The following is a 22,397-nucleotide window of genomic DNA, read 5'->3' on the forward strand; positions in this document are numbered from 1 at the left end:
AGGAGCCGATTTATCGGCGATTCCGCACAGCTCTGCCTCACCGCCCCTTCTTGCGGCGCACGTAAAGCTGCTTGCGCACCGACGCCACCAGCTCGCCGGACGCCGTGCGCACATCGGTGTCGAACCAGCGAAGGCACTTCTCGCCGTTGGCCGTCGCCGCGCGAAGTTCGTCCAGCACGACCTCCTCGATGTGAAACTCCGCGAACACATCCTCGCGACCCGGCGAAACGAAGCGAATCTCGCCCGCCTGATCCCAGACGATGTAATCGTCGCCCAGGCTCTTCAACGTCATGATCATCCAGAACGGATCGGTCATCGAAAACAGGCTGCCGCCGAAATGCGTCCGCACGTAATTACGGTTGTACCAGGCGAGTTTCAGCCGCACCCGCGCACGACGATAGTCGTCGTCGAGTCGCAGCACGCGGACCCCTGCGAAAAGGAACGGGGGCCACCAGTTGAGGACGCGCCGCAGGGTACTTGCTTTCATGACGAGGGATTCGGGATCGGGGAGCCAGTCATCCTAGTGGCGCCCGGGCGGCGAACGAAGACCCCCGTTTTAAACGAAGGGTGACCAATGGCAGGGGGCCACCCGGGTCCGCGCGCCTACCATCATTCGCACCTACCCGCCGCGGGAATCCGAGCCATGCGCCTTACGCTCCGCCGTGCCACCCTGCCCACCGCCCTCGCCGTGGCGATGGCTTTCTCAGCTTCCTCCGCTATCGCCCAGGATCTTCCCGCGCCAGTCGACCAGCCCTACCAGGGCACACTCGGCCTCAACGTCGACCTCACCGACGCACCGAAGAACATCTACCACGTACGCGAGACCATCCCCGTCGCGTCCGGACCACTGACGTTGTTCTATCCGAAATGGATCCCGGGCGAACACTCGCCATCGGGTCCCATCCAGAACGTCGCCGGCCTGACGATTTCCGCGAACGGCAAGCCGCTCGCATGGCGCCGCGATCTCAAGGAGATGTTCGCCCTGCACGTGGATGTGCCCGCCGGCGTCGACACGCTCGACGTGGCCTTCGAATTCCTTGCACCGCGCGAGTCGGGCGGGTTCTCTTCCAGCCCCTCGTCCACGCCGAACTTCGTCGCCCTCGAGTTCAACCAGGTGGCGTTCTATCCGGCGGGTTATTACACCAGCCGCATCATGATCCAGCCGACCGTGAAGCTGCCCGCGGGCTGGAAATTCGCCAGCGCATTGGAAACCGACACGCCCGACAGTGCATCGCCGAGCTTCAAGGCGGTCAGCTTCGAGAACCTCGTCGATTCACCGCTGATCGCCGGTCGCCACTTCAATCGCGTCGACCTGGCACCGGGTGCATCGACCGCGGTGCATCTGAATATCGTCGGCGACAGCGCGGCCAGCGTCAAAGCCACCGACAAGCAGATCGCGGGACAACGCGCGCTGATCGTGCAGGCCAACAAGCTGTTCGGCGCACATCACTACAGCCACTACGACTTCCTGTTGATCAATTCCGATCACACGCAACACTTCGGCCTGGAACATCACCAGTCCAGCGACGATCGCCTGTTCGCCAACTTCCTCACCGACAACGACGTCAACCTCGCTGCGGGCACCCTGCTGCCGCACGAGTACGTGCATTCGTGGAACGGCAAGTTCCGCCGCCCCGCCGACCTGTGGACGCCGACCTTTACCGAGACAATGCAGGACGACCTGCTCTGGGTCTATGAAGGCCTGACCGATTATTGGTGTGGCGTGCTCGCCGCGCGCTCGGGTATCTGGACGACGGACCAGTGGCGGGATTCGCTGGCCAGTATCTCGGCCGGCATGTCCAACCGCACGGGCCGTTCATGGCGTTCGCTGCAGGACACCGCCGACGCCGCACCGCTCACGTACGCCGGCGGTGGTGGCTGGTCCAACTACCGCCGCGGCACGGACTTCTATCCCGAAGGCCAGTTGCTCTGGCTCGATGTCGACACGAAGATCCGCGATCTCTCCGGTGGCAAGCATTCGCTCGACGATTTCGCGCGTGCGTTTTACGGCATGGACAATGGCGAGTACGGCACGAAGACCTATACCTTCGACGATGTCGTCAGTACGCTCAACAGCGTCCAGGCCTACGACTGGGCGAGCTTCCTGCGCCAGCGGCTCGACGCCACCGGCAACACCCTGCCCGAGCACGGCATCGAGAATGGTGGCTGGAAGGTGGTCTTCGACGACAAGCCCAGTGGCTTCGACAAGACCGCCGAGACCCTGCGCAAGTCGATCAACCTCGCTTACTCACTCGGCGTGCAAGTGTCCGAGAAGGGCGTGATCCAGGACGTGCAGTGGGATGGCACGGCGGCGAAGGCCGGGCTCGTGCCGGGGCTGACGATCGTTGCCGTCAACGGCAAGGACTTCTCCGGGCAGACACTGAAGGATGCGGTGACGGACGCGAAGTCGACCACCACGCCGATCGAGTTCCTGGTCAAGAACATCGACGAGTTCAGCACCGTGAAGGTCGACTATCACGGCGGCCTGAAGTATCCGCACCTGGTGCGCGGTGAGGGCAAGGACCTGATCGGTCTGATCGCCACGCCGAAGAAGTGATGTGGCGGCCGGCGTGACGCATGTCGCGCCGGCATCCACTGGCCCTCGGAGAGGGCCTGACGATTCGATCGGCCCTCGTCCTCACACCGAAAATGCATAGTTCGATCAGTCGATGACGTCGATTGACAGGGCCGGAGGCCCGGGAGCACGCTGCAAGTCAAGGAGAAAGAAGGTCGAACTCGACTTTCGTTCATGGAGGAACACGACATGGGACACGCGTATTTTTGCGCCAAGTGCGACAAGGTCGTCAGCAGCTCCGAGGATGCCAGACGCCTCGCCACGAAACTGGGCGTCACGTTATGGCTTCCCATCGACAAGGTCGAGGCCACCTTTCCTGAGGGTGCAATCGCTTGCAAGCAGGCCATCGATACAGCGGAAATGCTTATCTGCCAGCCCCCCATCGGCAACGATTGCTCATGGGAGTTGGGCTATGCGGCAGGTCTGGGCAAACCAATCTACGTACTCGGCAGCCTGCCAGCCGACGACTGGATGACCAAGATCGACGCACGCTTTGTCGCGCCGGATACGTTGCTCGATTCACGTATCGAAGGGTCGGAATGAACGGCGGTAGCCGCCGTCGCGTCGCGGCGATCGATTGCGGAACCCATTCCATCCAGCTGCTCATCGCTGACCTTAGCGCGGACCGCTCGGGCCAACGGGTCGAGTTGCGGGAACTGGCTCGCGTGTCGGAAATCGTCCGTTTGGGACGCGATATTCACCGAACCCCCGTCCTTGCTGCCGATGTCGCCGATCACGCACACCGAACGCTGGTCGACTTTGCAAACATCATTGGCTCCCATGACGTCCAGCACACCCGAATGTGCCTGACGTGGATATCGCGTAGCGGCTGTCACCTGGGTCCTGTCGTCGAACTGGCCGCGTCGCTGGGGCTGAATCCAGAAACGATCAGCGGACAGCTCGAGGCCGAACTCGCCTACATCGGCGCGACCAGCGAGCTACCTCAAGGAAAGCGCTATCTCGTGGCGGACATCGGCGGCGGTTCGACACAACTCGCCATGGGCGCGGCTACAGCGGCAGATAGCGTGTCGCTGGACCTCGGCTGCGTGAGGCTCACAGAGGAATTCCTGCAGGGGGACACCCCCTCGCACGAGCAACAAGCATGCGCGCGGCGATTCATCTCGCACCGACTCGTGTCAGCGTTCGAACGGTTGCCTGCGCTCAACGAGGTCGAGCTGGTGGGCTTGTCGGAAGCCGTTTTCACCGTGGCAGCGGTGTCGCTCGGTGCCCGGCCCGGGCACCATGCCCGTCTGACCCGATCACAAGTCGAGAGCGTCGCGAATCGGATCCTGTCGATGTCACCGTCAGAGCGAGCGCAACTAGCCGCCGTCAACCCGAAAATACTCCCCGTCATGCCGGCCTGTGCCCTGATCGTCGATGAGATCGTCAAGTTCGTGCAGGCGCCGCTCACGGTCAGCAGGGCGGATATCCTCAACGGTATTGCTCGTTCACTCGGATGAAGCAGCCGGCGCAGCAGCGCACTGCGCCGGCCTGCCCTCAGGTGTTCTCGCGGTTCGTCTCGAACAGGAACCACACGCGGCGCTCGCCCTGGTCGATCCAGTTCTCGATCAGGCTGGCCGTGGCGACATCGGAGTACTCGTCGCATAGCGAGTGAGTCTCTCGCAGGAAACCGACCAGACGCTGGTTGTCTTCACGCAGTTCGGCAAGCATATCCTGCGGTGTGACGAAATCCGCGTCGTTGTCGGACAGGCGCTGCAGGCGCGCGATGTGGCCGATCGAACGTACGGTGGTCCCACCGATCTTGCGTACGCGCTCGGCGAGATCGTCGGTCATGCTGAAAATCTGCTCGCCCTGCTCATCGAGCAACAGATGCAGGTCGCGGAACCGCGGGCCCGACATATGCCAATGGAAATTCTTGGTCTTCAGGTAAAGCGCGAACGTATCGGCGAGCAGGGCGTTGAGTTCGGCCGAGATATCGCGGGTGGCATCGGCACCGAGGCCGGTAGGCGTGTGCAGGTCGGCCTTGCGCTTGGCTTTGGTCGCTTCAGGATTCTTCATTGCGGCGCTCCACGGAGGGGCCCATGAGTATGCGCCGGCCTTTGTTACGGAGATTGGAAATTCCGCTCAGGACAGCGGCAGCGTCACCACCACGCGCAGGCCCGGCCCGGATGTCGCATCGAGCAGCTGGACCCTCGCCGCATGCAGCTCGGCCGCGCGCTGGACGATGGAAAGGCCCAGGCCGAATCCCTCACCCTGCGTGTCCAGGCCCCGCTGGAAACGGGTGAACATGGAAGCGCGACGTTCGGGCGGAATCCCCGGACCGTCGTCGACCACTTCGATCACGACCTCGTCCTCGTCACGGCTGATCGAAAGCTCGACGTGACCGCCCGCGGGCACGTGCCGGAAGGCGTTCTCCAGCAGGTTGCGCAGCAAGGCACCGAGCGCGACGCCGTAGCCTTCGATGTGCAGGTTCACCGGCAGCTCGCGGATGCTGAGCTCGACGCCGCCATGGCCGATCAGYGGCGCCAGTTCCTCGATGACTTCGAGCGCCAGTTCCGCGAGATCCACGCGGCTACGTGCGCCCGAAGCCGCGCCGACCTCCAGTCGCGCCAGTGCCAGCAATTGCTCGGTACGCCGGGCGAGCGAGACCAGGCATTCCCGCGCCGCCTCGAGGGCGGCCTGGGCTTCGTGCGGCTGGGCCGACGACATCGCGTTCTCGAGGTTGATCATCGTCGACGCCAGCGGCGTGCGCAGCTCATGGGCCACATCGGCACTGAAGCGCCGTTCGCGCTCGAGGGCACTTTCCAGGCGGCCGATCTGGCCATTGAGCGCGTCGACAACCGGCTTCAGTTCGGTCGGTGCGTTGTCGAGCCGGATCGGTTCGCGGCTACCTGGCTCGCGACGCGAAAGCGCGCGCGCAAGGATCTCCAGTGGGCGCAGCCCGCGGCGGATCGCCAGGCCCACCAGCAGCGCCAGCAGGGGTAGCCCAAGGAAGGTCGGCAAGCCGTGCTCGACCCACAGCGCGCGAGTGATCTCGTGGCGGCTGTCGTAGCGCTCCCCGGAGCGGATCGTGATGCCTTCGTCTTCCATGATCAGGGTGAACACGCGCCAGGTGTGCCTGCCGCTGACGACATCTTCGAATTCGCCGTCGGCCGCGGGCGTGTTCGGCAGCATGGCGAGGTTTTCCGTTGCCAGGAGCAAGCTGCCATCGCGATCGAAYACCTCGAAGCCCACCTCGGACTCGTAGGTTCGACCCTGCACCGTCAGCTCCTGCGGATGGTTCGACATGCTCGGTACCAGCAGGCGCGCGGCACGCTGGCTGCGCAACTGGTCCACGCCAATCCGGCCCACCAGGACTTCGAGCGTACGTGCCGCCTGGGCGAGCCGGCCGTCGGACAGTTCGTCGACTTCTTCCAGCGTGCGCTTGGCGCTGAGCATGCCCAGCGGCAGCAGCACCGCCGCGAGCACGATGATGATGAGGACCAGCAGGTGCGAACGCAGGCTGAGGGGCTTCACCGCGGCTCCCGCGGCAACATGTAGCCGAAGCCGCGTACGGTCTGGATCGCGTCGTGGCTGAGCTTGCGCCGCAGGGCATGCACGAGGACCTCGAGGGCACTGCTGCTCATCGCCGCGTCCGGGCCGTACAGGGAGGTTTCGAGCGCCTCGCGCCGGACGATGCGGCCGGCGCGCTCCATCAGCGCCTGGAGCAACGCGAACTCACGGCGGGTCAGGTCGACCTTCTCGCCGTGCCAGATCACCTCCCAGGTGCCCAGGTCGAGGCTCAAGGCGCCAGCGTCCAGTCGGTTGATCGCTTCCCCTCTGACACGCCGGGCCAGCGAGCGGATGCGAGCGGCCAGTTCGTCCAGATGGAAGGGCTTGACCAGGTAGTCGTCGGCCCCAGCGTCGAGCACGCGGATGCGCGAATCCAGGGCTTCGCGGGCGGACATGACGATCACGGGCGTCGTCACGCGAGACTGCCGCGCCTCGACGAGCACGTCCATGCCGTCCTTGCCGGGCAGGCCGAGGTCGAGCAGCACCAGGTCGGCCTCGTGGTTGCGCATGGCCGCCAGCGCCTCGTTGCCGTCGCGGAACCAGCTGATCGTATAGGCCAGCCGCTCGAGCGCCCTGCGGATGGCGTCGCCGAGCTGGGCGTCGTCTTCGACGAGGATGATGTGCAAGAGAGCGACCCCAAGGCGGACACGGCTGATAGTATCCCCGCCCCGAGCTTAGTGCCGCCTGAGAAACCCCGGTCAACCGGCCTCGAAGCGGGCTATCTCGTCCAGTCGCTCGCGGGCCCTGTGCGCCGCCCTGCCTTCAGGGGAGCGCGCCAGGCGCGACACCGCGACGTAAACGCCGAGGCAGACGACGGCGGTGGCCAGCTGGAAGCCGACGAATCCCGGGCGGGTAGCGACGATGTCCACCCCGAGCAGAGCGAACGCCCAGACGATCAGGGCGACCCACATGAAGCAGCCGACGATGCCGAACCAGCGGCCCTCGCGGATGCGCCAGGCGCGCAGGCTGGCCACCCGTCGCTGCAACTCCAGTACGGGTGCTCCTTCGTTCACCCGGCTGACCAGGAACAGGTTGCGCGCCGCGGCCACGATCATCGCTATGGCGTAAAGGTGCAGCAGCAAGCCGGTCACCACCAGGTTCGGCATGTCACGGTGATCGATCCAGAACGAACCCGCCCCGACCGCAAACGCCAGGCCCGCGACCATCTGGATCGTCTGGCCAATGACGAGCGGGCGCAGCTCGGCACGAACACCGCCAACGCCACGCGCGGGTGCCGCAGTTTCCAGTCGGGACACCCGATGGTCCAGGACCTGCCAGGCGGCTTTCAGTTCATCGAGTTCCATCGCGTTCTCCCGTGGCGGATGGTGTACCGGTCATATCCCGGCGGAGGCGTTGTTTCAGCCGCGCGAGGCGGGTTCCAACGTTGGATTCGCTGATGCCCAGCACGGCGGCGATCTCCGCATGGGGCTGCTCATCGAGGTAGAGCAGGATCAGGGCGCGATCGAGCGGCTCCAGGGTATCGATCGCGCGGGCCAGCTGAGCGAGACGCTCGTCCGGTTCGTCGATCGCCGTGCCGCCGCCCAGCGTGTCGATGACCGAGGCATCCAGTGGCTGCGTGCGCTCACGTCGGCGCCGTGCATACGAGAGCCCTACGTTCAGGGCGACGCGATACATCCAGGTGGAAAACGGACGTCCCGCGTCGTAACCACCGAACGATCGCCAGACCTGCAAAAGAATTTCCTGGGCAAGGTCGCGCCGATCCTCCTCGCCCCGGGCGTAAACGGCCGCGACCTTGAAGACGATCTTGCGGTGTGTCTGCAGCAGCGCTTCGAACGCGCGACGTCTCTCGGCCTCGGCCATGAACCCTCCTCTTTTCCCCATGATTCGCGACGGCGCGGAAAAAATCACACAATGGCCGGATTCTCCTGCCGGATGGGTCCATGCCTGCCACGCTCCCCGCACGCTTCCTCCTCGCCCTGATCGCGTTGGCGCCCGTCGCGACCCAGGCGAAAGACACCTGGATCACGCCTGCCGAGGCGTCCTCCTTCCACACTACGCCCTCCTACGCCGACACCCAGGCCTTCCTGCAACGGCTCGCCCAGGCGACGCCGGACACGATCCGCCTGGCGACCTTCGGCACGACGCCGGAAGGCCGGCCGATGACCGTGGTGATCGCGGCGAAGGATGGCGACCTCACGCCGGAGAAGGCCCGCGCCGCCGGCAAGCCCATCGTGCTGCTGCAGGCGGGTATCCATCCCGGCGAGATCGAAGGCAAGGACGCCGGCCTGATGCTGCTGCGCGACTTCGCCGTGACCGGCCGCCTGCCCCACCTGCTCGATCACGCCGTGCTGGTCTACATCCCGGTCTACAGCGTCGATGGCCACGAGAACTCGAACCCGTACAACCGCATCAACCAGAACGGTCCGGATGCGATGGGCTTTCGAGGTCAGTCGCAGTACCTCAACCTCAACCGCGATTACGTCAAGGCCGACGCGCCGGAGACGCGTGCGTGGCTGGCACTGTGGAACACGTGGAAGCCCGACCTGTTGATCGACATCCACACCACCGATGGCGCGGACTACCAGTACGACCTCACCTGGTACGCGGAGGATGCACACAAGCTGCCGCCGTCGATCGCGAGCTGGCAGCGAGCGGCGTATGACGGCGATGCCATACCTGCTTACGAGAAGCTCGGCCACCTGGCCGCGCCGTATCTCGAGTTCCGCGATGGGCGCGACATCACCAAGGGCATCGAGAATTTCGGCTCGGGACCGCGCTTTTCCACGGGCTACGCGGCCATCCGCAATCGTGCCGGCCTGCTGATCGAAACGCACATGCTCAAGTCGTACGAGGTACGCGTCCGCGCGACCTACGATGTCGTGCGCGCCGTGCTCGCGCACGTGAACAAGGATCCCGCTGCCCTGCTCCAGGCGTCGAAGGACGCCGATAGCTGGACGGCCGCGCTTTCCATGAAGCCCGGCGCCTCGCTGCCGGTGACGTTCAAGCAGGACCCCACATCGACGCCATTCACGCTCAAGGGTTACGCGTTCACGCAGACCAAGAGCGATGTCTCCGGCGACATCTGGGTGCAGTACGACCCGAAAACGAAGAAGAACTACCCGATCCAGAACTGGAACGACCTGCTTCCCGACGTGTCGGCGCCGCTTCCGGCGGCCTGGGCGATCCCGCCGCAGTGGACCGATGCGATCGCGCGGCTCGACGCGCACGGCATCCCGTATACCCGCACGACCGCCCCGGCGCGCGTGCAGGCGGAACGCGATGACATGACCGAGCCCAGGTGGGCGGACAAGCCCTTCGAAAGCCACCACATGATCAAGGACGTGCACATCGCGTCGTCGAAGCAGGACGTCGACCTTCCCGCCGGCACCGTGATCGTGCGCGCGGACAATGCCGATGCGGTGCTCGCCCTGAACCTGCTCGATGCACGGGCACCGGATTCGCTGCTTCGCTGGGGCTACTTCAACGCCGTCTTCGAACAGAAAGAGTACGGCGAGCCGCGCGTGCTCGAAGCGCTGGCGCGGACGATGATAGCCGCGAACCCCGCACTGAAAACGGAGTTCGAGGCCAAGCTGAAGAGCGATGCCGTTTTCGCCGCCAGCCCGCGTGCACGACTCACCTTTTTCTACGAACGCAGCCCGTGGTACACGGTGCAGAAGGTGGGCGTGTATCCGGTCGTGCGATTGGACGCCGCGGCACTGTCAACGGTTCACTGATGTTGTAGGAGCCGATTCATCGGCGATCCCGCGGTAGCGAGGCAGGGTTATCCAACGACCTCGAAAGGTCGCATCATCTCGTTGGCTTCGTGCTCGGCGAGATGGCAATGCCAGGCGTAGCGTCCTGCATAGCCATCGAACGTCGCGACGATACGCGTGACCATCCCCGGATACGCCTGCACCACGTCTTTCCAGCCGCGTTCGTGCGCCGGCGGCTCCTGCGCCGGCCCGACATAGCGAAGGGTCTTCTTCTCCATGTACTCGTCCACGTCGTAAGGACGGCGATCGAGGATCTGGAAGCGCACCAGGTGCAGGTGGATCGGATGGGTATCCTCGGTGAGGTTCACCAGGCTCCACATCTCCGTGCTGCCCAGCTTCACCGTCTCCGTGACCGGATCGTGCCAGCGCTTGCCGTTGAGCAACATCAGCATCGGCGTGGCGACACAATCGCTGTATTCGTCGAGCGTCAGCTCGCGGGTTTTCGAGGCACTGGCTTCGGTCACCCGGGGCAGCTCGCGCAGGACATCCGGCAAGCGACTGTCGTCGCGCACATTGCCCTGCCCTACGGCGAAACGCATCAGCGGCAGTGCGTCGTTCATCAGTTCCACCATGCCGCCACGCAAGACCGCAAAGTCGACGACGAGGTCGGCCCGCTCACCCGGCGCGAGGAAGATGGACGTCACCTTCGCCGGTGCGGCCAGCAGCCCCTGGTCCGAGCCGATCGCATGGAATGGCCGCCCGTCTTTGAAACGCAGGTGATAGAACCGGCCGTTCGCGGCGTTCAACACACGCAGCCGATACCGTCGCGGCTGGACGTCGGCACGCGGCAGGATCGTTCCGTTGACCAGGGTAAGGTTGCCGAACACTTCCGGCACCCAGGGCGCCGAGGCATCGCCCGAGTCCGGGTAATACAGACGGCCGTCCGTGCGTAGCAAGCGATCGGCCAGCACCAGCGGCAGTTCCTGGTCGCCGGATGGCAGGCCCAGCGACAACTCGTGCTCGTCGCGCAACAGGTAAAGACCCATCAGCCCGGCGTACATGTTCAGCCGGTTAATACCCATGGCGTGGTCGTGATACCAGAGCGTGGCCGCATCCTGCGCATTCGGATAATGGTGTTGGCGCGACTTGCCGGGGACGTACCAGTCCTCCGGATAACCATCGTCTTTGCGCGGCACCTTGGCACCGTGCAGATGCACGATGGCGCGCACTTCCGGCTGGTCGGCCTCGGCACCGCAGATGGCGTGATCCACAGGCAGAAAATGCTTCGTCGGCAGCGCGTTTTCCCAACGCACATCGAACGCCTGCCCTGTGCGGGCTTCGATGGTGGGCCCGGGATAGTGCCCGCCATAGGTCCACAGTTCGGTCGGCGGCAGGTCGCGGTGCAGCTTCTGCGCGGTCTGCGCCATGCGCACGTCGAGCGTCTTGCCGGCGACAGGGCGTAGCGTGGGCGGGATCGGCAGCGGATCGACGAAGGGCGCTAGCTTGCCCGGATCGACCAGGCCCGGCAGGTGCGTCGTATCGCCCATGGGATGCATGCACAGGTCGTTGCCCACCTTGCCCGCGGGAGCGGCCTGCATGCCGTGCATGTCATGCGCGAGGAGCCGCGACGGGATCCAACCCGCCGCGGCCATCCACCCTGCCGTCTTCAGGAAACGACGGCGATCAACCATGCCCACCGTTCCCGAACGGCCACTGCGGACGCTTCGGCTGACCGGTCGACTCGTCGAGGATCAGCTTGCGATCGAACAGGCGCGGGAAGAAGAAGTCGAACATGCTGTCGATGCGGCCAGCGCTGGCATCCGTGGAACCACCACCGAGACGCTTGCCGTTCAACCAGTTGTCTTCGATGAAACGGGTGATCGAGCTCTGGTCGGTCACGCTGTGATCGACCATGTTCTCGCGTGCCCACGGCGACACCACCAGCAGCGGCAAGCGCGGACCGAAGCCGCAACGGCCCTGTGCCGGCGTCTTGCCGTCCAGGCCCGGAAGCGTCACGCGTCCCTTGCACAGGCCGGCGCCGTCGAGCGCATCCGTCGTGCCGGTCGAGCCGTTGGTGTGCGGCGGTTCCTGGTGGTCGTACCAGCCATCGGAATCGTCGTAGGCGATGACGACGGCGGTGTCCTTCCACTCGCTGCTCTGCTGCAGCGCGTTGATCACGTGGACGACGAATGCCTGCTCGTCGATCGGATCGGAATAGCCCGCATGACCGTCCTGGTACGCCGGCGCCTTGAGGAAGCTCACCGACGGGAGGTTGTCGGTGTCGAGGGCATCGTAGAAGTCCTGGATGTCGTATTGATGATTGGCCGCGTCGGTCTTGCCGATCGCGGCGATCGACGACGGGCGCGCGTGTGTCAGGTTCGCCGTGGACGGGTAGTACTGGAACGGCGCGTGGTGCGGGCTGTAGTCGTTCGAGGTGGTGTTGGTCACATTCGACAGCGTACGACGCGTGCAGCCCGTGCTGCCGTCCGGATTGGTGCGGGTCAGGTCGAAGCCACCCTGGAACCAGCCCCAGGTGACGTTCTGCGCGTTGAGCAGGTCACCGACGTTGCGGCCACCCATCGTCGCCTGGCTCGCCGTCGGTGAGGAGCAGACATCGCCGATCGGGTCCGGATCACCGATCATGGTCAGGCCGCCGTGGCCATCGTCGGTTTCTGCGCCGGTGCCGTTGAGCGTATCGATCACACCGGCGGTCTGGCCGGCGATCAGGTTCACCGCGCCCGGCGAAGACGGACCGAAGCCCGTGCCGTAGTGGTTGTCGCTCATGGCGAAGTTCTGCGCGTAGTTCCAGTACGCGGTGACGGTGTTGCCGTCGTAGTAGCCCATGACCTGACCCTTGCCTTCCTGGGCGGCATCGCCGCCCGGCAGGGTTTCACCGTGGCCGGTGTACAGCGGGAACAGGTCCATCCGGCCGCCGTCGAAGGCACGCTGCTCCGAGGTGTAGCCGTGGTCCTGGTCGGCCGTGGCCGCCTGGGCGCGGGCGAGGCGGAACGGATTGATCGCCGCGTCCGCATTGCCGGCATTGGCGGCGTTGGGATTCCTGGTCAGCAGCTTATGCGACAGGCCGTTCACCGGCGGGGTGAAGGGCCGCGGATAGAACGACGGTTCGCCCTTGCCATTTTCGGCAAACGGATAGGTGCCGAAGTAATGATCAAAGGAGACGTTCTCCTGGAAGATCACGACCAGGTGCTTGATCGGTGTGGCGGTGCGCGGATCGCTGCCGTGACCGCCGTGGCCGAAGCCCAAGGCCGTGGTTGCCGCGGCGGCAGGGGCGGAAGCCACCTGCTGGGCGGCGACGATCGACGCGGCGGAGAGGGTGAGCACGCAGGCAATGCCTGCGGCCAGTAACTTGCGCATGACTAGGCTCCTCGAAGGATGTGGCGGCCGGACTGCAAGGTTCCGCATCCCCTGTCATGCGGTCCGACCAGCGTAAGAACACCGCATGACAGTCGGGGGACAAAATCCGCAAGAGCTTGCGAAATTTCTCAATCCATGACCTTCGTCACGGTCGGCCCTCGTGGCCGTTCGCAGCGGCTATGCTCGGAACCCACCGGTGCCCGGGGGCACCGCTTCACCTGGACAGAGGGACACCCATGACCAAGCAGTACCTGAAGCCGCTCGCACTGGCGCTCGGCGTCGCGCTCGCCGGCACGGCATGCAGCCAGCACAACGATGCCGATACCGCCGTGCCGGGCGGCAACCAGCCTGCCGCGACCGGCAGCGCCGCCCCGGCGCCGGCCACCACGGCCGCCGCCGCGCCTGCCGCGCCCACGTTCAACGTGGCCGACATCGACACCACCATTGACGCCTGCGACGACTTCAACGGCTTCGTCAACGCGAAGTGGGTCGCCGCCAACCCGATTCCGAACGACCGGACCCGCTGGGGCGCCTTCGACCAGCTCGCCGAAAGCAGCCTGAACACCCAGCACGACATCGTCGACGCCATGGACAAGGGCGCGCCCAACGCCAAGGCCGGTTCGATCGAGCAGAAGATCGGCCTGCTTTACCGCTCGGGCATGAACGAGCCCGCCATCGAGAAGGCCGGCATCGAGCCGCTCAAGCCGGAACTGGCCAAGATCGACGCGCTTAAGAACGGCGACGACGTTGCCAGCTTCCTCGACCAGAGCTTCGCCGACGGCGACAACTACGTCTTCCAGTTCGGCTCGGGTGCCGATTTCAAGAACGCGAAGATCCAGATCGGCTACGCCAACCAGGACGGCCTGGGTCTGCCGACCAAGGACTACTACACCGACCCCAAGCAGGCTGATAACCGCAAGGCCTACGTCGATTACATCATCAAGACCCTGACCCTTGCCGGTGTGTCCGATGCCGACGCCAAGACCCAGGCCGATGCGGTGATGAAGTTCGAAACGCAGCTGGCTGCCGCCTCGCTGGCACCGGTCGAGCTGCGCGCCCCGGAAAACCAGTACCACTTCGTCACCGTCGCCGAAGCGGACAAGATCACCCCGCACTTCAACTGGGAAAAGTTCTTCGCCGCCCAGAACGTGACGATCGACAAGGGCTTCTCGCTGTCCCAGCCGAAGTTCTTCAAGGAGTTCGACAAGATGCTGGCGGCAACGCCGGTCAGCACCTGGCAGGCCTACCTGCGCTTCCACGCGATCGACGGCGCGTCGCCCTACCTGTCCAAGGCGTTCCAGGACAACAAGTTCGACTTCTACGGCAAGACCCTCGCCGGGCAGCCGGAACAGAAGCCGCGCTGGAAGCGCGTCCTCGGCACGGTCAACGCGTCGATGGGCGAAGCCCTCGGCCAGCTGTATGTCGCCAAGGTGTTCAAGCCGGAAGCAAAGCAGCGCGCCAACGAACTGGTCGACAACGTGCGTAACGCCCTCAAGGCGCGCATCGAGAACCTCGACTGGATGAGTGCCGAAACCAAGGAAAAGGCGATCCAGAAGTGGAACGCCTTCCTGCCGAAGATCGGCTATCCGGACAAGTGGCGTGACTGGTCGGGCCTGGAAGTCAGCGGCGACGACTACTACACGAACGTGCAGGCTGCCAGCAAGTTCAACTATCACTACGACATCGCCAAGATCGGCAAGCCGACCGACCGCCTCGACTGGGGCATGACCCCGCAGACGGTGAACGCGTATTACAACCCGACCGACAACACGATCAACTTCCCGGCCGCGATCCTGCAGCCGCCGTTCTTCGATGCCAATGGTGACGACGCGATCAACTACGGCGGCATCGGCGCCGTGATCGGTCACGAAGCCAGCCACGGCTTCGACGACGAAGGCAGCCAGTTCGATGGCGAGGGCAACAACAAGAACTGGTGGACGGCGGCCGACAAGAAGAAGTTCGAAGAGCGCACGGGCAAACTGGTCGCCCAGTTCAACGAATACGCGCCGATCAAGGACAAGCCTGAGCTGCACGTCAACGGCAAGCTGACCCTCGGCGAGAATATCGCCGACCTGGGCGGCACGGCCGTGGCGTACGACGCTCTCCAGGAAGCCCTGAAGAAGAATCCGCAGGAAGCCAACGCCAAGATCGATGGCTACACGCAGGACCAGCGTTTCTTCCTCAACTGGGCCCGCGTGTGGCGCGGCAGCGTTCGCCAGAAGCAGGCGGAGCTTTACCTCAACGTCGACCCGCACGCACCGGCGTCGCTGCGCGCGATCGGCGCGCCGTCCAACATGGCCTCCTTCGCTACGGCGTTCCAGTGCAAGCCGGATGCGAAGATGGTCCGCTCGGGCGACAAGCTGGTGAAGATCTGGTAATCGCTTGATCTGCTTCATGTAGGAGCCGATTCATCGGCGAAAAACCAACGAAGCGCTGACGCCGCAAGGCTGATAGCGAAGGCGCCGCACTCAAATGCGGCGCCTTTTTTTGTGGGACCCGATTTGTGGGAGCCGGCTATGCCAGTGATGGCGCCGCGGCAACCTGGCTATCGCCGATGAATCGGCTCCTACCTTGTCGTGCTGCATCGGTGCAGGTGTGTGGCCACGCGTTTCGCCGTCGTTCGCGCGCAGCCGTCATCGCAGGCAATCGCCAGATTGTTCCGCCCATACGGGGCATACCGCGCCGGATCGGTGGGACCGAAGATGCCGACGACGGTGGCCGCCGTCGCCGCCGCAAGATGCATCACGCCACAGTCGGCACTGATGTACGTGCCCGCGGCTTCGATGAACGCCGCGAGCTTGCGCGGATCGCTGGTGTAGTAGGTCGGGTATCCGCCGCCCAGCCGGGACTGGCCGTCTGCGGAAACCAACTCGATGACGCACGCCTGGCCAGTGCGCGCGAGCAATTCGTTCGTGAACTCGCTCCACCAATCGGCAGGCAGGCGCTTGGAACCCGTCGCATTCGGAAAGATGGCCATGACCGGTAGACCGCGTTCGTTCGTACCGCGGAGTACCCGTGCCAAGGCGTCCCGACCCGCACGACCCTCCGCGTCCGTCAGGCGAACATCGAGCAAGGGGACATCGGCTTCGACCGGTACACCGAGTGCCCAGCGCAGGGCCTGGACGGGACGGGCCGCCAGGTGGGTGGCGAGACCGTCGGTGGGCATCGCATCCGTCCGTAACTGGAACCTCGCCTTGGCCATCCCGCTGGCGATACGCCCCGACGACGAGCCCGCTGCCGCGTCGATCACCAGATCGTAGCGGCGCGAGCGCAGCTTGCGCAGCGCACCGATCGTCGCAAAAGGTCGCCTCGCCGCACGACGGTCGAGGGTCGTGCATTCACCGACGATATCGAAGCCACGAAACACCGCGTGCGCAGCTGGTCCGGCGGAGAGCAAGTCGACTTCGGCACCGGGGAAACGACGTTCAATCTCGACCAGCAGGGATGTCAGCAGCAGCGTGTTGCCCAGCCGATGATTGGGGCGGCAAACGAGGATGCGTTGGATACCAAAGGCAGGAAGCTCACCAGCAGCCACCAGGTTTTTGGCTGGTGAGATCAGGTGACGGGCCAGCCAGGATGCGAGATGTCGACGCCAGCGCGCCACGTTTCCGTGCATGGGTGAATGAGCAGGCGCGCGCGGCGAGGGTTGGCGCAACGATGCGACAGGAGACATGGAGGGATCTCGAGAAGTCCGTCGCCAACGGTGCCGGAGTTACCTTATGCCTTGCTGTCCGCTGGATGACGATTTCAAGCGAGGTCTCGCGGCACCATGTAGCCAAAGCCGCGGATGGTCCGGATAGCGTCGGGACTGAGCTTGCGTCGCAGGGAATGAACCAGGACTTCCAACGCGTTGGGACTGACGTCCGAATCCATGCCGTAAACCGAACCTTCGATCGACTCGCGACGGACGATCTTGCCGTGCCGTTCCATCAGCATGCGAAGCAGTGCGAACTCACGACGAGTCAGCTCGACGCGGCGCTCCTGGTACGTCACCTCGAGGGTGCTCAGATTGAGCGAGAGCGCGCCGGCTTCCAGTTGGTTGTCCGCGAGGCCCTGTGCCCGCCGGGCGAGCGAGCGAATACGTGCGGCGAGTTCATCGAGATGAAACGGCTTGGTCATGTAGTCGTCTGCACCGGCATCCAGCCCACGCACGCGTGATTCAACACTGTCTCGCGCCGTCATGACGAGGATCGGTGTCTTGACCTTCAGTCGTCGCGCCTCGGTGATCACATCGATACCGTCCTTCTCCGGCAAGCCAAGGTCGAGCAGGACGAGATCGACGGACTGGTTGCGCAGCGCCTCGAGCCCTTCCACGCCCGAGCGCAGCCAGGTCACCGTATAGGCGAGGTGCTCGAGTGCGCGCTTGATGGCTGCGCCGAGGCGGATGTCGTCCTCGACCACGATGATGTTCACGTTCCAGTCCTCCATGCCAAGCCAAAGCGTTGGGTATCGCATCCGTGCGTCCGGACCTGTCTACGAAAACGGCAACCCGGTGTCATTATTCGAGGGGTGGCCTTAGGCCTTGCTGAGTACCTGCCCGTAAGCCGACCCTCAGTCGCGACCGGCAGTCTGTGGTCGGACCCTGTGGAAGCCATCATGAGCCTTTTTGTCGAAGGACTGCACAACCACCTGGTGGGGCCTTTCACATTCGACGTACCGGCGGGTGGGTGCCTCGCGGTCACCGGCGCATCCGGCACCGGAAAGACGCTTCTGCTGCGCATGATTGCGGACCTGGACCCTCATGAAGGCCGGGTCACGTTCGCCGGGATCGACCGGGCCACGCTCCCCGCGCCCGCATGGCGACGCCTGACCGCGCTGATTCCTGCCCGCAGCGGCTGGTGGGCCGACACGATCGGGGAGCACTTCGCGCCCGAGCGCGAGGTCGAAAAACGCGCACTTGCAGCCGACCTGCTTCTGCCGGGCTCCCTGTTCGACCGTCCGATCGAAGAAGCCTCGACCGGCGAACGGCAGCGCCTGGCCCTGATCCGCGCGCTGCTTGCCGAACCACGCCTCCTGTTGCTCGACGAGCCCACGGCGTCTCTCGACCCGGTGTCCACGCAGGCCGTTGAATCGATGATCGCGCGCCGACGCGCCTCCGGCACCACGGTCGTCTGGGTTACCCACGATGCCGCCCAGGCCAGCCGAGTCAGCGACCTTGCCCTGCAGATGCTCCCCGGTGGAGTACTGGCCGCATGACGCCCCTGACCCTGCACGCCGGCGACATCGCAATCGCAGCCATCCTTCTGGTCGTCGACGCCGCGCTCTCAATCGGCCTTCGTCTGCGCTTCCACCGCGCACTGGCCATCGCCTCGCTGCGCATGGTGGTCCAGCTCGTCGCGGTGGGTTACCTGCTTCGTTATGTCTTCGCCGGCCATTCGCCCTGGCTCACCGCCGCCCTGGTGCTGGCCATGTCCCTGGTCGCCGTCCGCGAGGTCGCTGTCCGGCCGACCCGACGCCTGGTCGGCGGCAACGCCATCGTCGCCCTGCCGAACGTGCTGGGCGTCGTCCTGCTCACCGCCTGCTTCGCCCTGATGACCGCAATCCGCCCGCATCCCTGGTACGACGCCCGCTACGCCATCCCGCTGGTCGGCATCCTGCTTGGCAGCATCCTCAATGCGGCGAGCATCGCGCTCGCGGGAGTCCTCGACAACGTGCGCCAGCAGCGCGATGCGATCGAGGCCCAACTGATGCTCGGCGCGACCTTTCGCGCGGCGACGGCACCCCTCCTGCGTCGCGCCATCCGCGCCGCGATGGTGCCGGTGATCAACCAGATGGCTGCGGCAGGCGTCATCACCTTGCCGGGCACCATGACCGGTCAGATGCTTGCCGGGGCGGACCCGGTCGAAGCCGTGAAGTACCAGATTCTCCTGCTGATCCTGCTGACAGGGGCCAGTTGTCTCGCGGCCGTCGGTACCGCCTATGGCGCCGTGGCGCGACTCCGCGACGATCGTGACCGCCTGAGGCTGGACCACCTGAGCTGAAACTTCGTCTTAGATTGCGAATCATTCTCATTACCCTTACGATATGGCTCACACCGGGTTAACACCCGCGCAGCGCCTCGACCATCAGGGCACCAACGCTACCCGTCCCCCGCGAGCCACAGGCCCGCGTCGGGCGAGTTCGTGCCCGATTCGGCCTGCGGACCACTTTGTTCATTGCCTCGCAAGGGAATCACCATGGCCTTCATCAAGAGCCGCAAGCACGCCGCTCCTGCCGCGCGCACCGTCGGTGCCGCCGTCCTCCTGACCTTCGCCCATGCCGCCGTCGCCAGCGATACCGTCGACGCGCCACCGCAGCAGACCAAGACCAGCGACGTCCAGGCACTTCCCGGCATGCAGGTGGATGCGGACCGTTCCAGTGATTTCCGCGTGGACAAAGTGTCCTCGCCCAAGTTCACCCAGTCCCTGCTCGACACCACTCAGACGATCCAGGTGATCGGCAAGGAACTCATCAAACAGCAGGGCGCGACCACCCTGACCGAGGCCCTGCGCAACAGCCCGGGCGTCGGCACGTTCTATGTCGGCGAGAACGGCTCGACCAGCACGGGTGACGCGATCTACATGCGCGGCTTCGACACGTCGAGCAGCATCTTCGTCGATGGCGTGCGCGATGTCGGCACGGTGTCGCGCGACGTGTTCAACATCGAGCAGGTCGAAGTCACCAAGGGTCCGGACGGCACCGAGTACGGCCGTACCGCGCCGACCGGCGCGATCAACCTGGTGACCAAGCAGCCGGTGCTGGGTAACGGGGAATCCGGCTCGCTGCAGGGCGGCAGCGGCCAGCGCCGGCGCGGCACCGCCGACATCAACCAGCAGCTCGATGCCACCACGGCGGTCCGCCTCAACGTGATCGACCAGAAGAGCAACGTCTACGGTCGCGACAAGATCGAGAACAACCGTTGGGGCTTCGCACCGTCGCTTGCCTTCGGCCTGGGCACGCCGACCCGCGTGTACATCGATTACCTGCACATCAAGCAGAACAACGTGCCCGACGGCGGTGTGCCAACCATCGGCCTGCCCGGCTACAGCAGTCCGGACAAGCGCGCCTTCCTCAACGATGCCGCGAAGGTCGATCCGAACAATTACTACGGCACGGATCAGGACCACGACCATGTCACGCAGGACATGCTCACCGTCATCCTGGAGCACGATTTCAGCGACAAGGTGGCCTTGCACAACACCGCGCGCTGGGGTCGCACCACGCAGGATTACCTGCTGACGTCCTTCCTCGGCGCCACGGCCAACCTACTCACGCCGAACCCGGCCGACCCGTCCACGTGGACGCTCACGCGCAGCAATCCGACCTTCAAGCACCAGTCCAACCGCATCGCCACGAACCAGACCAACGTGACGGCAACGATCGAGTCCGGTGGGTTCACGCAGGACATCAGCGCCGGTATCGAGCTGACCTCGGAAGAAGCACGCGCGATCGGCATGGGTCCGCTCAACGGCAGCACGTGGCCGGCCGCCAACCTGTATCACCCGGATTCCAACGTCTCCAACCTGGTTTACGGCGAGACCGGTGCGCTCAGCAATGGCAAGACGAACACGGCGGGCGCGTACTTCTTCGACACGCTGAAGTTCGGCGAGCACTGGCAGGTGAATGCCGGCGTGCGCCTCGATCATTACAAGACCGACTTTTCCAGCCTCGTCGCCTGCGGCGCGCGTAACGGTCCGGTCTGCGGCAGGCTTCCCACGGGCAGCATCGTGCAGGGCGTGGATACCAGCACCAGCGACAACCTGAAGAACTACAAGATCGGCGTGCTGTACAAGCCGACGGCAAACGGCAGCATCTACGTCAACTTCGCGCAGTCGCAGCAGCCTCCGGGCGGTAACACGCTCACCCTCTCGACCGCCACGAACAGCGCGGACAACCCCAACTTCGACCCGCAGAAGGCGCGTACCGCCGAGATCGGCACGAAGTGGGATCTGCTCGGCTCGAAGCTGCTGCTCACCGGCGCGCTGTACAGCACCACGGTGACCAACGACGTGGTCCAGGATCCGACCGACCTGCTCTACTACCAGGTCGGCAAGAAGCGTGTGCAGGGCGTGGAAATCAACGCCGTCGGCAAGCTGACCGACGATCTCGCCATCAGCGCCGGCTTCACCACCATGAATGCCACGGTCAAGAACGGCCCCGGCGTCACCGCCAACGGCTCGGACGACCTGGCTTATACGCCGAAGAAGGCGTTCACCTCGTGGGTCACCTATCACCTGCCGTTCGACCTCACCATCGGTGGTGGCGGCCGTTACTCCGGTGCGCTCGAGCGCGGGACCGATGGCGCCGTGGGTACACCGGCATACACCCGTGCCTACTGGGTGTTCGACGCCATGGCCAGCTACCCGATCAACCGCAACTTCGACCTGCAGCTCAACGTGTACAACCTGTTCGACAAGGACTACGTGGCCGCGATCAACAAGAGTGGCTATCGTTACACCCCGTCCACGCCGCGTTCGGCCATGCTGACCGCGAACGTCCGCTTCTGATCGACTGATCCGATCGACTCAAGGAACACCGCCATGCTGCTGCACATCCCCGAGGTCCTGAGCAAGGAACAGGTCGCCGGGATGCGCCGCGCCATGGAGGCTGCCGAATGGACCGACGGTCGCCAGACCGTCGGTCCGCAGGGCGCGAAGGTAAAACGCAACCTGCAACTGCCCGATGCGTCGCCGCTACGCCGCGAATTGGGCGATCTCGTGGTGGCGGCACTGGCCCGCCACCCGCTGTATCACGCGGCCGCCCTGCCCCTGCGCACGCTGTCGCCCCGCTTCAATCGCTATGAAGGCGGCGGCGAGTACGGCTTTCATATCGACGGTGCCGTCATGGCCACCGGCGACCGTGATGTCCAGGTACGCAGCGATATCTCCTGCACGCTCTTCCTCAGCGAGCCCGAGGAATACGACGGTGGCGAACTCATCGTGAGCGATACCTACGGCGAGCATGAAGTGAAACTGCCCGCCGGCGACGCCATCGTCTATCCCTCCTCCAGCCTGCACAAGGTCACACCCGTGACCCGGGGTGCACGCATCGCGTCGTTCTTCTGGGTACAGAGCCTCGTGCGCGACGACAGTGCGCGACGGATGTTGCTGGAGCTGGATACGGCCATCCGCAACCTCTCCGCCAGTGGCGCCGATCAGGCGTCGATCCTGCAATTGACGGGGGTCTACCACAACCTGTTGCGCCGTTGGGCGGAAACCTGAGGCAAAACAAAGGTAGGCAGGGGCGCCCTCGGGGGCGGATAATTGGCGCCCCCTGATGTC

The 22,397-nt window shown here is 64.8% G+C and carries 19 protein-coding genes; 9 read left to right on the forward strand and 10 right to left on the reverse strand.

Annotation, left to right across the window (positions count from 1 at the left end; translation table 11 throughout):
• Window positions 1-37: 37 nt before the first annotated feature.
• Window positions 38-487, reverse strand: a complete 450-nt coding sequence (locus tag AC1DYM_RS05735) for a DUF4442 domain-containing protein (protein ID WP_477336823.1) — start codon at window positions 485-487, stop codon at window positions 38-40.
• Between the two features lie 156 nt (window positions 488-643).
• On the opposite strand from AC1DYM_RS05735, the gene AC1DYM_RS05740 reads away from it, so the two are divergent.
• From AC1DYM_RS05740 to AC1DYM_RS05750, 3 genes are all read left to right on the forward strand, one after another.
• Window positions 644-2,557 carry a M61 family metallopeptidase gene (locus tag AC1DYM_RS05740; protein WP_477336825.1) on the forward strand — a complete coding sequence of 638 codons (1,914 nt, stop codon included), beginning with the start codon at window positions 644-646 and terminating at the stop codon, window positions 2,555-2,557.
• A gap of 207 nt (window positions 2,558-2,764) precedes the next feature.
• Complete coding sequence (locus tag AC1DYM_RS05745; RefSeq protein ID WP_477336827.1) at window positions 2,765-3,118, forward strand: hypothetical protein; 354 nt, start codon at window positions 2,765-2,767, stop codon at window positions 3,116-3,118.
• Entirely contained in the window at window positions 3,115-4,035 is a 921-nt protein-coding gene (locus AC1DYM_RS05750) for a Ppx/GppA phosphatase family protein (RefSeq protein ID WP_477336829.1), read from the forward strand. The genes AC1DYM_RS05745 and AC1DYM_RS05750 overlap by 4 nt, the downstream gene beginning before the upstream one ends.
• 37 nt (window positions 4,036-4,072) lie before the next feature.
• Here AC1DYM_RS05750 and AC1DYM_RS05755 read toward each other — a convergent pair whose 3' ends face one another.
• From AC1DYM_RS05755 to AC1DYM_RS05775, 5 genes are all read right to left on the reverse strand, one after another.
• Complete coding sequence (locus AC1DYM_RS05755) at window positions 4,073-4,594, reverse strand: Dps family protein (RefSeq protein WP_477336831.1); 522 nt, start codon at window positions 4,592-4,594, stop codon at window positions 4,073-4,075.
• 66 nt (window positions 4,595-4,660) lie between these two features.
• A complete protein-coding gene (locus AC1DYM_RS05760) occupies window positions 4,661-6,052 on the reverse strand; it encodes a sensor histidine kinase (RefSeq protein ID WP_477336833.1) in 1,392 nt (463 codons plus the stop codon).
• Window positions 6,049-6,714, reverse strand: coding sequence for a response regulator (locus AC1DYM_RS05765; RefSeq protein ID WP_477336835.1), 666 nt, complete (start codon window positions 6,712-6,714; stop codon window positions 6,049-6,051). The genes AC1DYM_RS05760 and AC1DYM_RS05765 overlap by 4 nt, the downstream gene beginning before the upstream one ends.
• Before the next feature lie 72 nt (window positions 6,715-6,786).
• Window positions 6,787-7,392: a hypothetical protein gene (locus AC1DYM_RS05770; protein WP_477336837.1), complete on the reverse strand. Its 606-nt coding sequence runs from the start codon at window positions 7,390-7,392 to the stop codon at window positions 6,787-6,789.
• On the reverse strand, window positions 7,379-7,909 hold the full coding sequence (locus AC1DYM_RS05775; RefSeq protein ID WP_477336839.1) for an RNA polymerase sigma factor: 531 nt from the start codon (window positions 7,907-7,909) through the stop codon (window positions 7,379-7,381). The genes AC1DYM_RS05770 and AC1DYM_RS05775 overlap by 14 nt, the downstream gene beginning before the upstream one ends.
• Window positions 7,910-7,989: 80 nt before the next feature.
• On the opposite strand from AC1DYM_RS05775, the gene AC1DYM_RS05780 reads away from it, so the two are divergent.
• A complete protein-coding gene (locus AC1DYM_RS05780; RefSeq protein WP_477336841.1) occupies window positions 7,990-9,783 on the forward strand; it encodes a M14 family metallopeptidase in 1,794 nt (597 codons plus the stop codon).
• 47 nt (window positions 9,784-9,830) lie between these two features.
• Here the strand turns inward: AC1DYM_RS05780 and AC1DYM_RS05785 are convergent, their stop codons facing one another.
• On the reverse strand, window positions 9,831-11,453 hold the full coding sequence (locus AC1DYM_RS05785) for a multicopper oxidase family protein (RefSeq protein WP_477336843.1): 1,623 nt from the start codon (window positions 11,451-11,453) through the stop codon (window positions 9,831-9,833).
• A complete protein-coding gene (locus AC1DYM_RS05790; protein WP_477336845.1) occupies window positions 11,446-13,137 on the reverse strand; it encodes a phospholipase C in 1,692 nt (563 codons plus the stop codon). The genes AC1DYM_RS05785 and AC1DYM_RS05790 overlap by 8 nt, the downstream gene beginning before the upstream one ends.
• A 236-nt stretch (window positions 13,138-13,373) precedes the next feature.
• Between AC1DYM_RS05790 and AC1DYM_RS05795 the strand changes: the two genes are divergently transcribed.
• Window positions 13,374-15,515 (forward strand): M13 family metallopeptidase, encoded by a 2,142-nt coding sequence (locus AC1DYM_RS05795; RefSeq protein ID WP_477336847.1) that lies wholly within the window; start codon window positions 13,374-13,376, stop codon window positions 15,513-15,515.
• Window positions 15,516-15,703: 188 nt separating this feature from the next.
• Here AC1DYM_RS05795 and AC1DYM_RS05800 read toward each other — a convergent pair whose 3' ends face one another.
• Together AC1DYM_RS05800 and AC1DYM_RS05805 are read right to left on the reverse strand one after the other, a co-directional pair.
• Window positions 15,704-16,810, reverse strand: a complete 1,107-nt coding sequence (locus AC1DYM_RS05800) for a glycosyltransferase family 9 protein (protein ID WP_477336849.1) — start codon at window positions 16,808-16,810, stop codon at window positions 15,704-15,706.
• A gap of 74 nt (window positions 16,811-16,884) precedes the next feature.
• Window positions 16,885-17,550: a response regulator gene (locus AC1DYM_RS05805; protein ID WP_477336872.1), complete on the reverse strand. Its 666-nt coding sequence runs from the start codon at window positions 17,548-17,550 to the stop codon at window positions 16,885-16,887.
• A 183-nt stretch (window positions 17,551-17,733) separates the two neighbouring features.
• Here AC1DYM_RS05805 and AC1DYM_RS05810 point away from each other — a divergent pair, with 183 nt between their 5' ends.
• The 4 genes from AC1DYM_RS05810 to AC1DYM_RS05825 all read left to right on the forward strand — a co-directional run bounded on the left by AC1DYM_RS05810 (window position 17,734) and on the right by AC1DYM_RS05825 (window position 22,337).
• Complete coding sequence (locus tag AC1DYM_RS05810; RefSeq protein ID WP_477336851.1) at window positions 17,734-18,333, forward strand: ABC transporter ATP-binding protein; 600 nt, start codon at window positions 17,734-17,736, stop codon at window positions 18,331-18,333.
• Window positions 18,330-19,118: an ABC transporter permease gene (locus AC1DYM_RS05815; RefSeq protein ID WP_477336853.1), complete on the forward strand. Its 789-nt coding sequence runs from the start codon at window positions 18,330-18,332 to the stop codon at window positions 19,116-19,118. The genes AC1DYM_RS05810 and AC1DYM_RS05815 overlap by 4 nt, the downstream gene beginning before the upstream one ends.
• A gap of 195 nt (window positions 19,119-19,313) precedes the next feature.
• Complete coding sequence (locus tag AC1DYM_RS05820; RefSeq protein WP_477336855.1) at window positions 19,314-21,623, forward strand: catecholate siderophore receptor Fiu; 2,310 nt, start codon at window positions 19,314-19,316, stop codon at window positions 21,621-21,623.
• A 33-nt stretch (window positions 21,624-21,656) separates the two neighbouring features.
• Entirely contained in the window at window positions 21,657-22,337 is a 681-nt protein-coding gene (locus tag AC1DYM_RS05825; protein ID WP_477336857.1) for a Fe2+-dependent dioxygenase, read from the forward strand.
• The last annotated feature ends 60 nt before the right edge of the window (window positions 22,338-22,397 follow it).

This window comes from Luteibacter sp. P1_D3 (assembly GCF_056406135.1).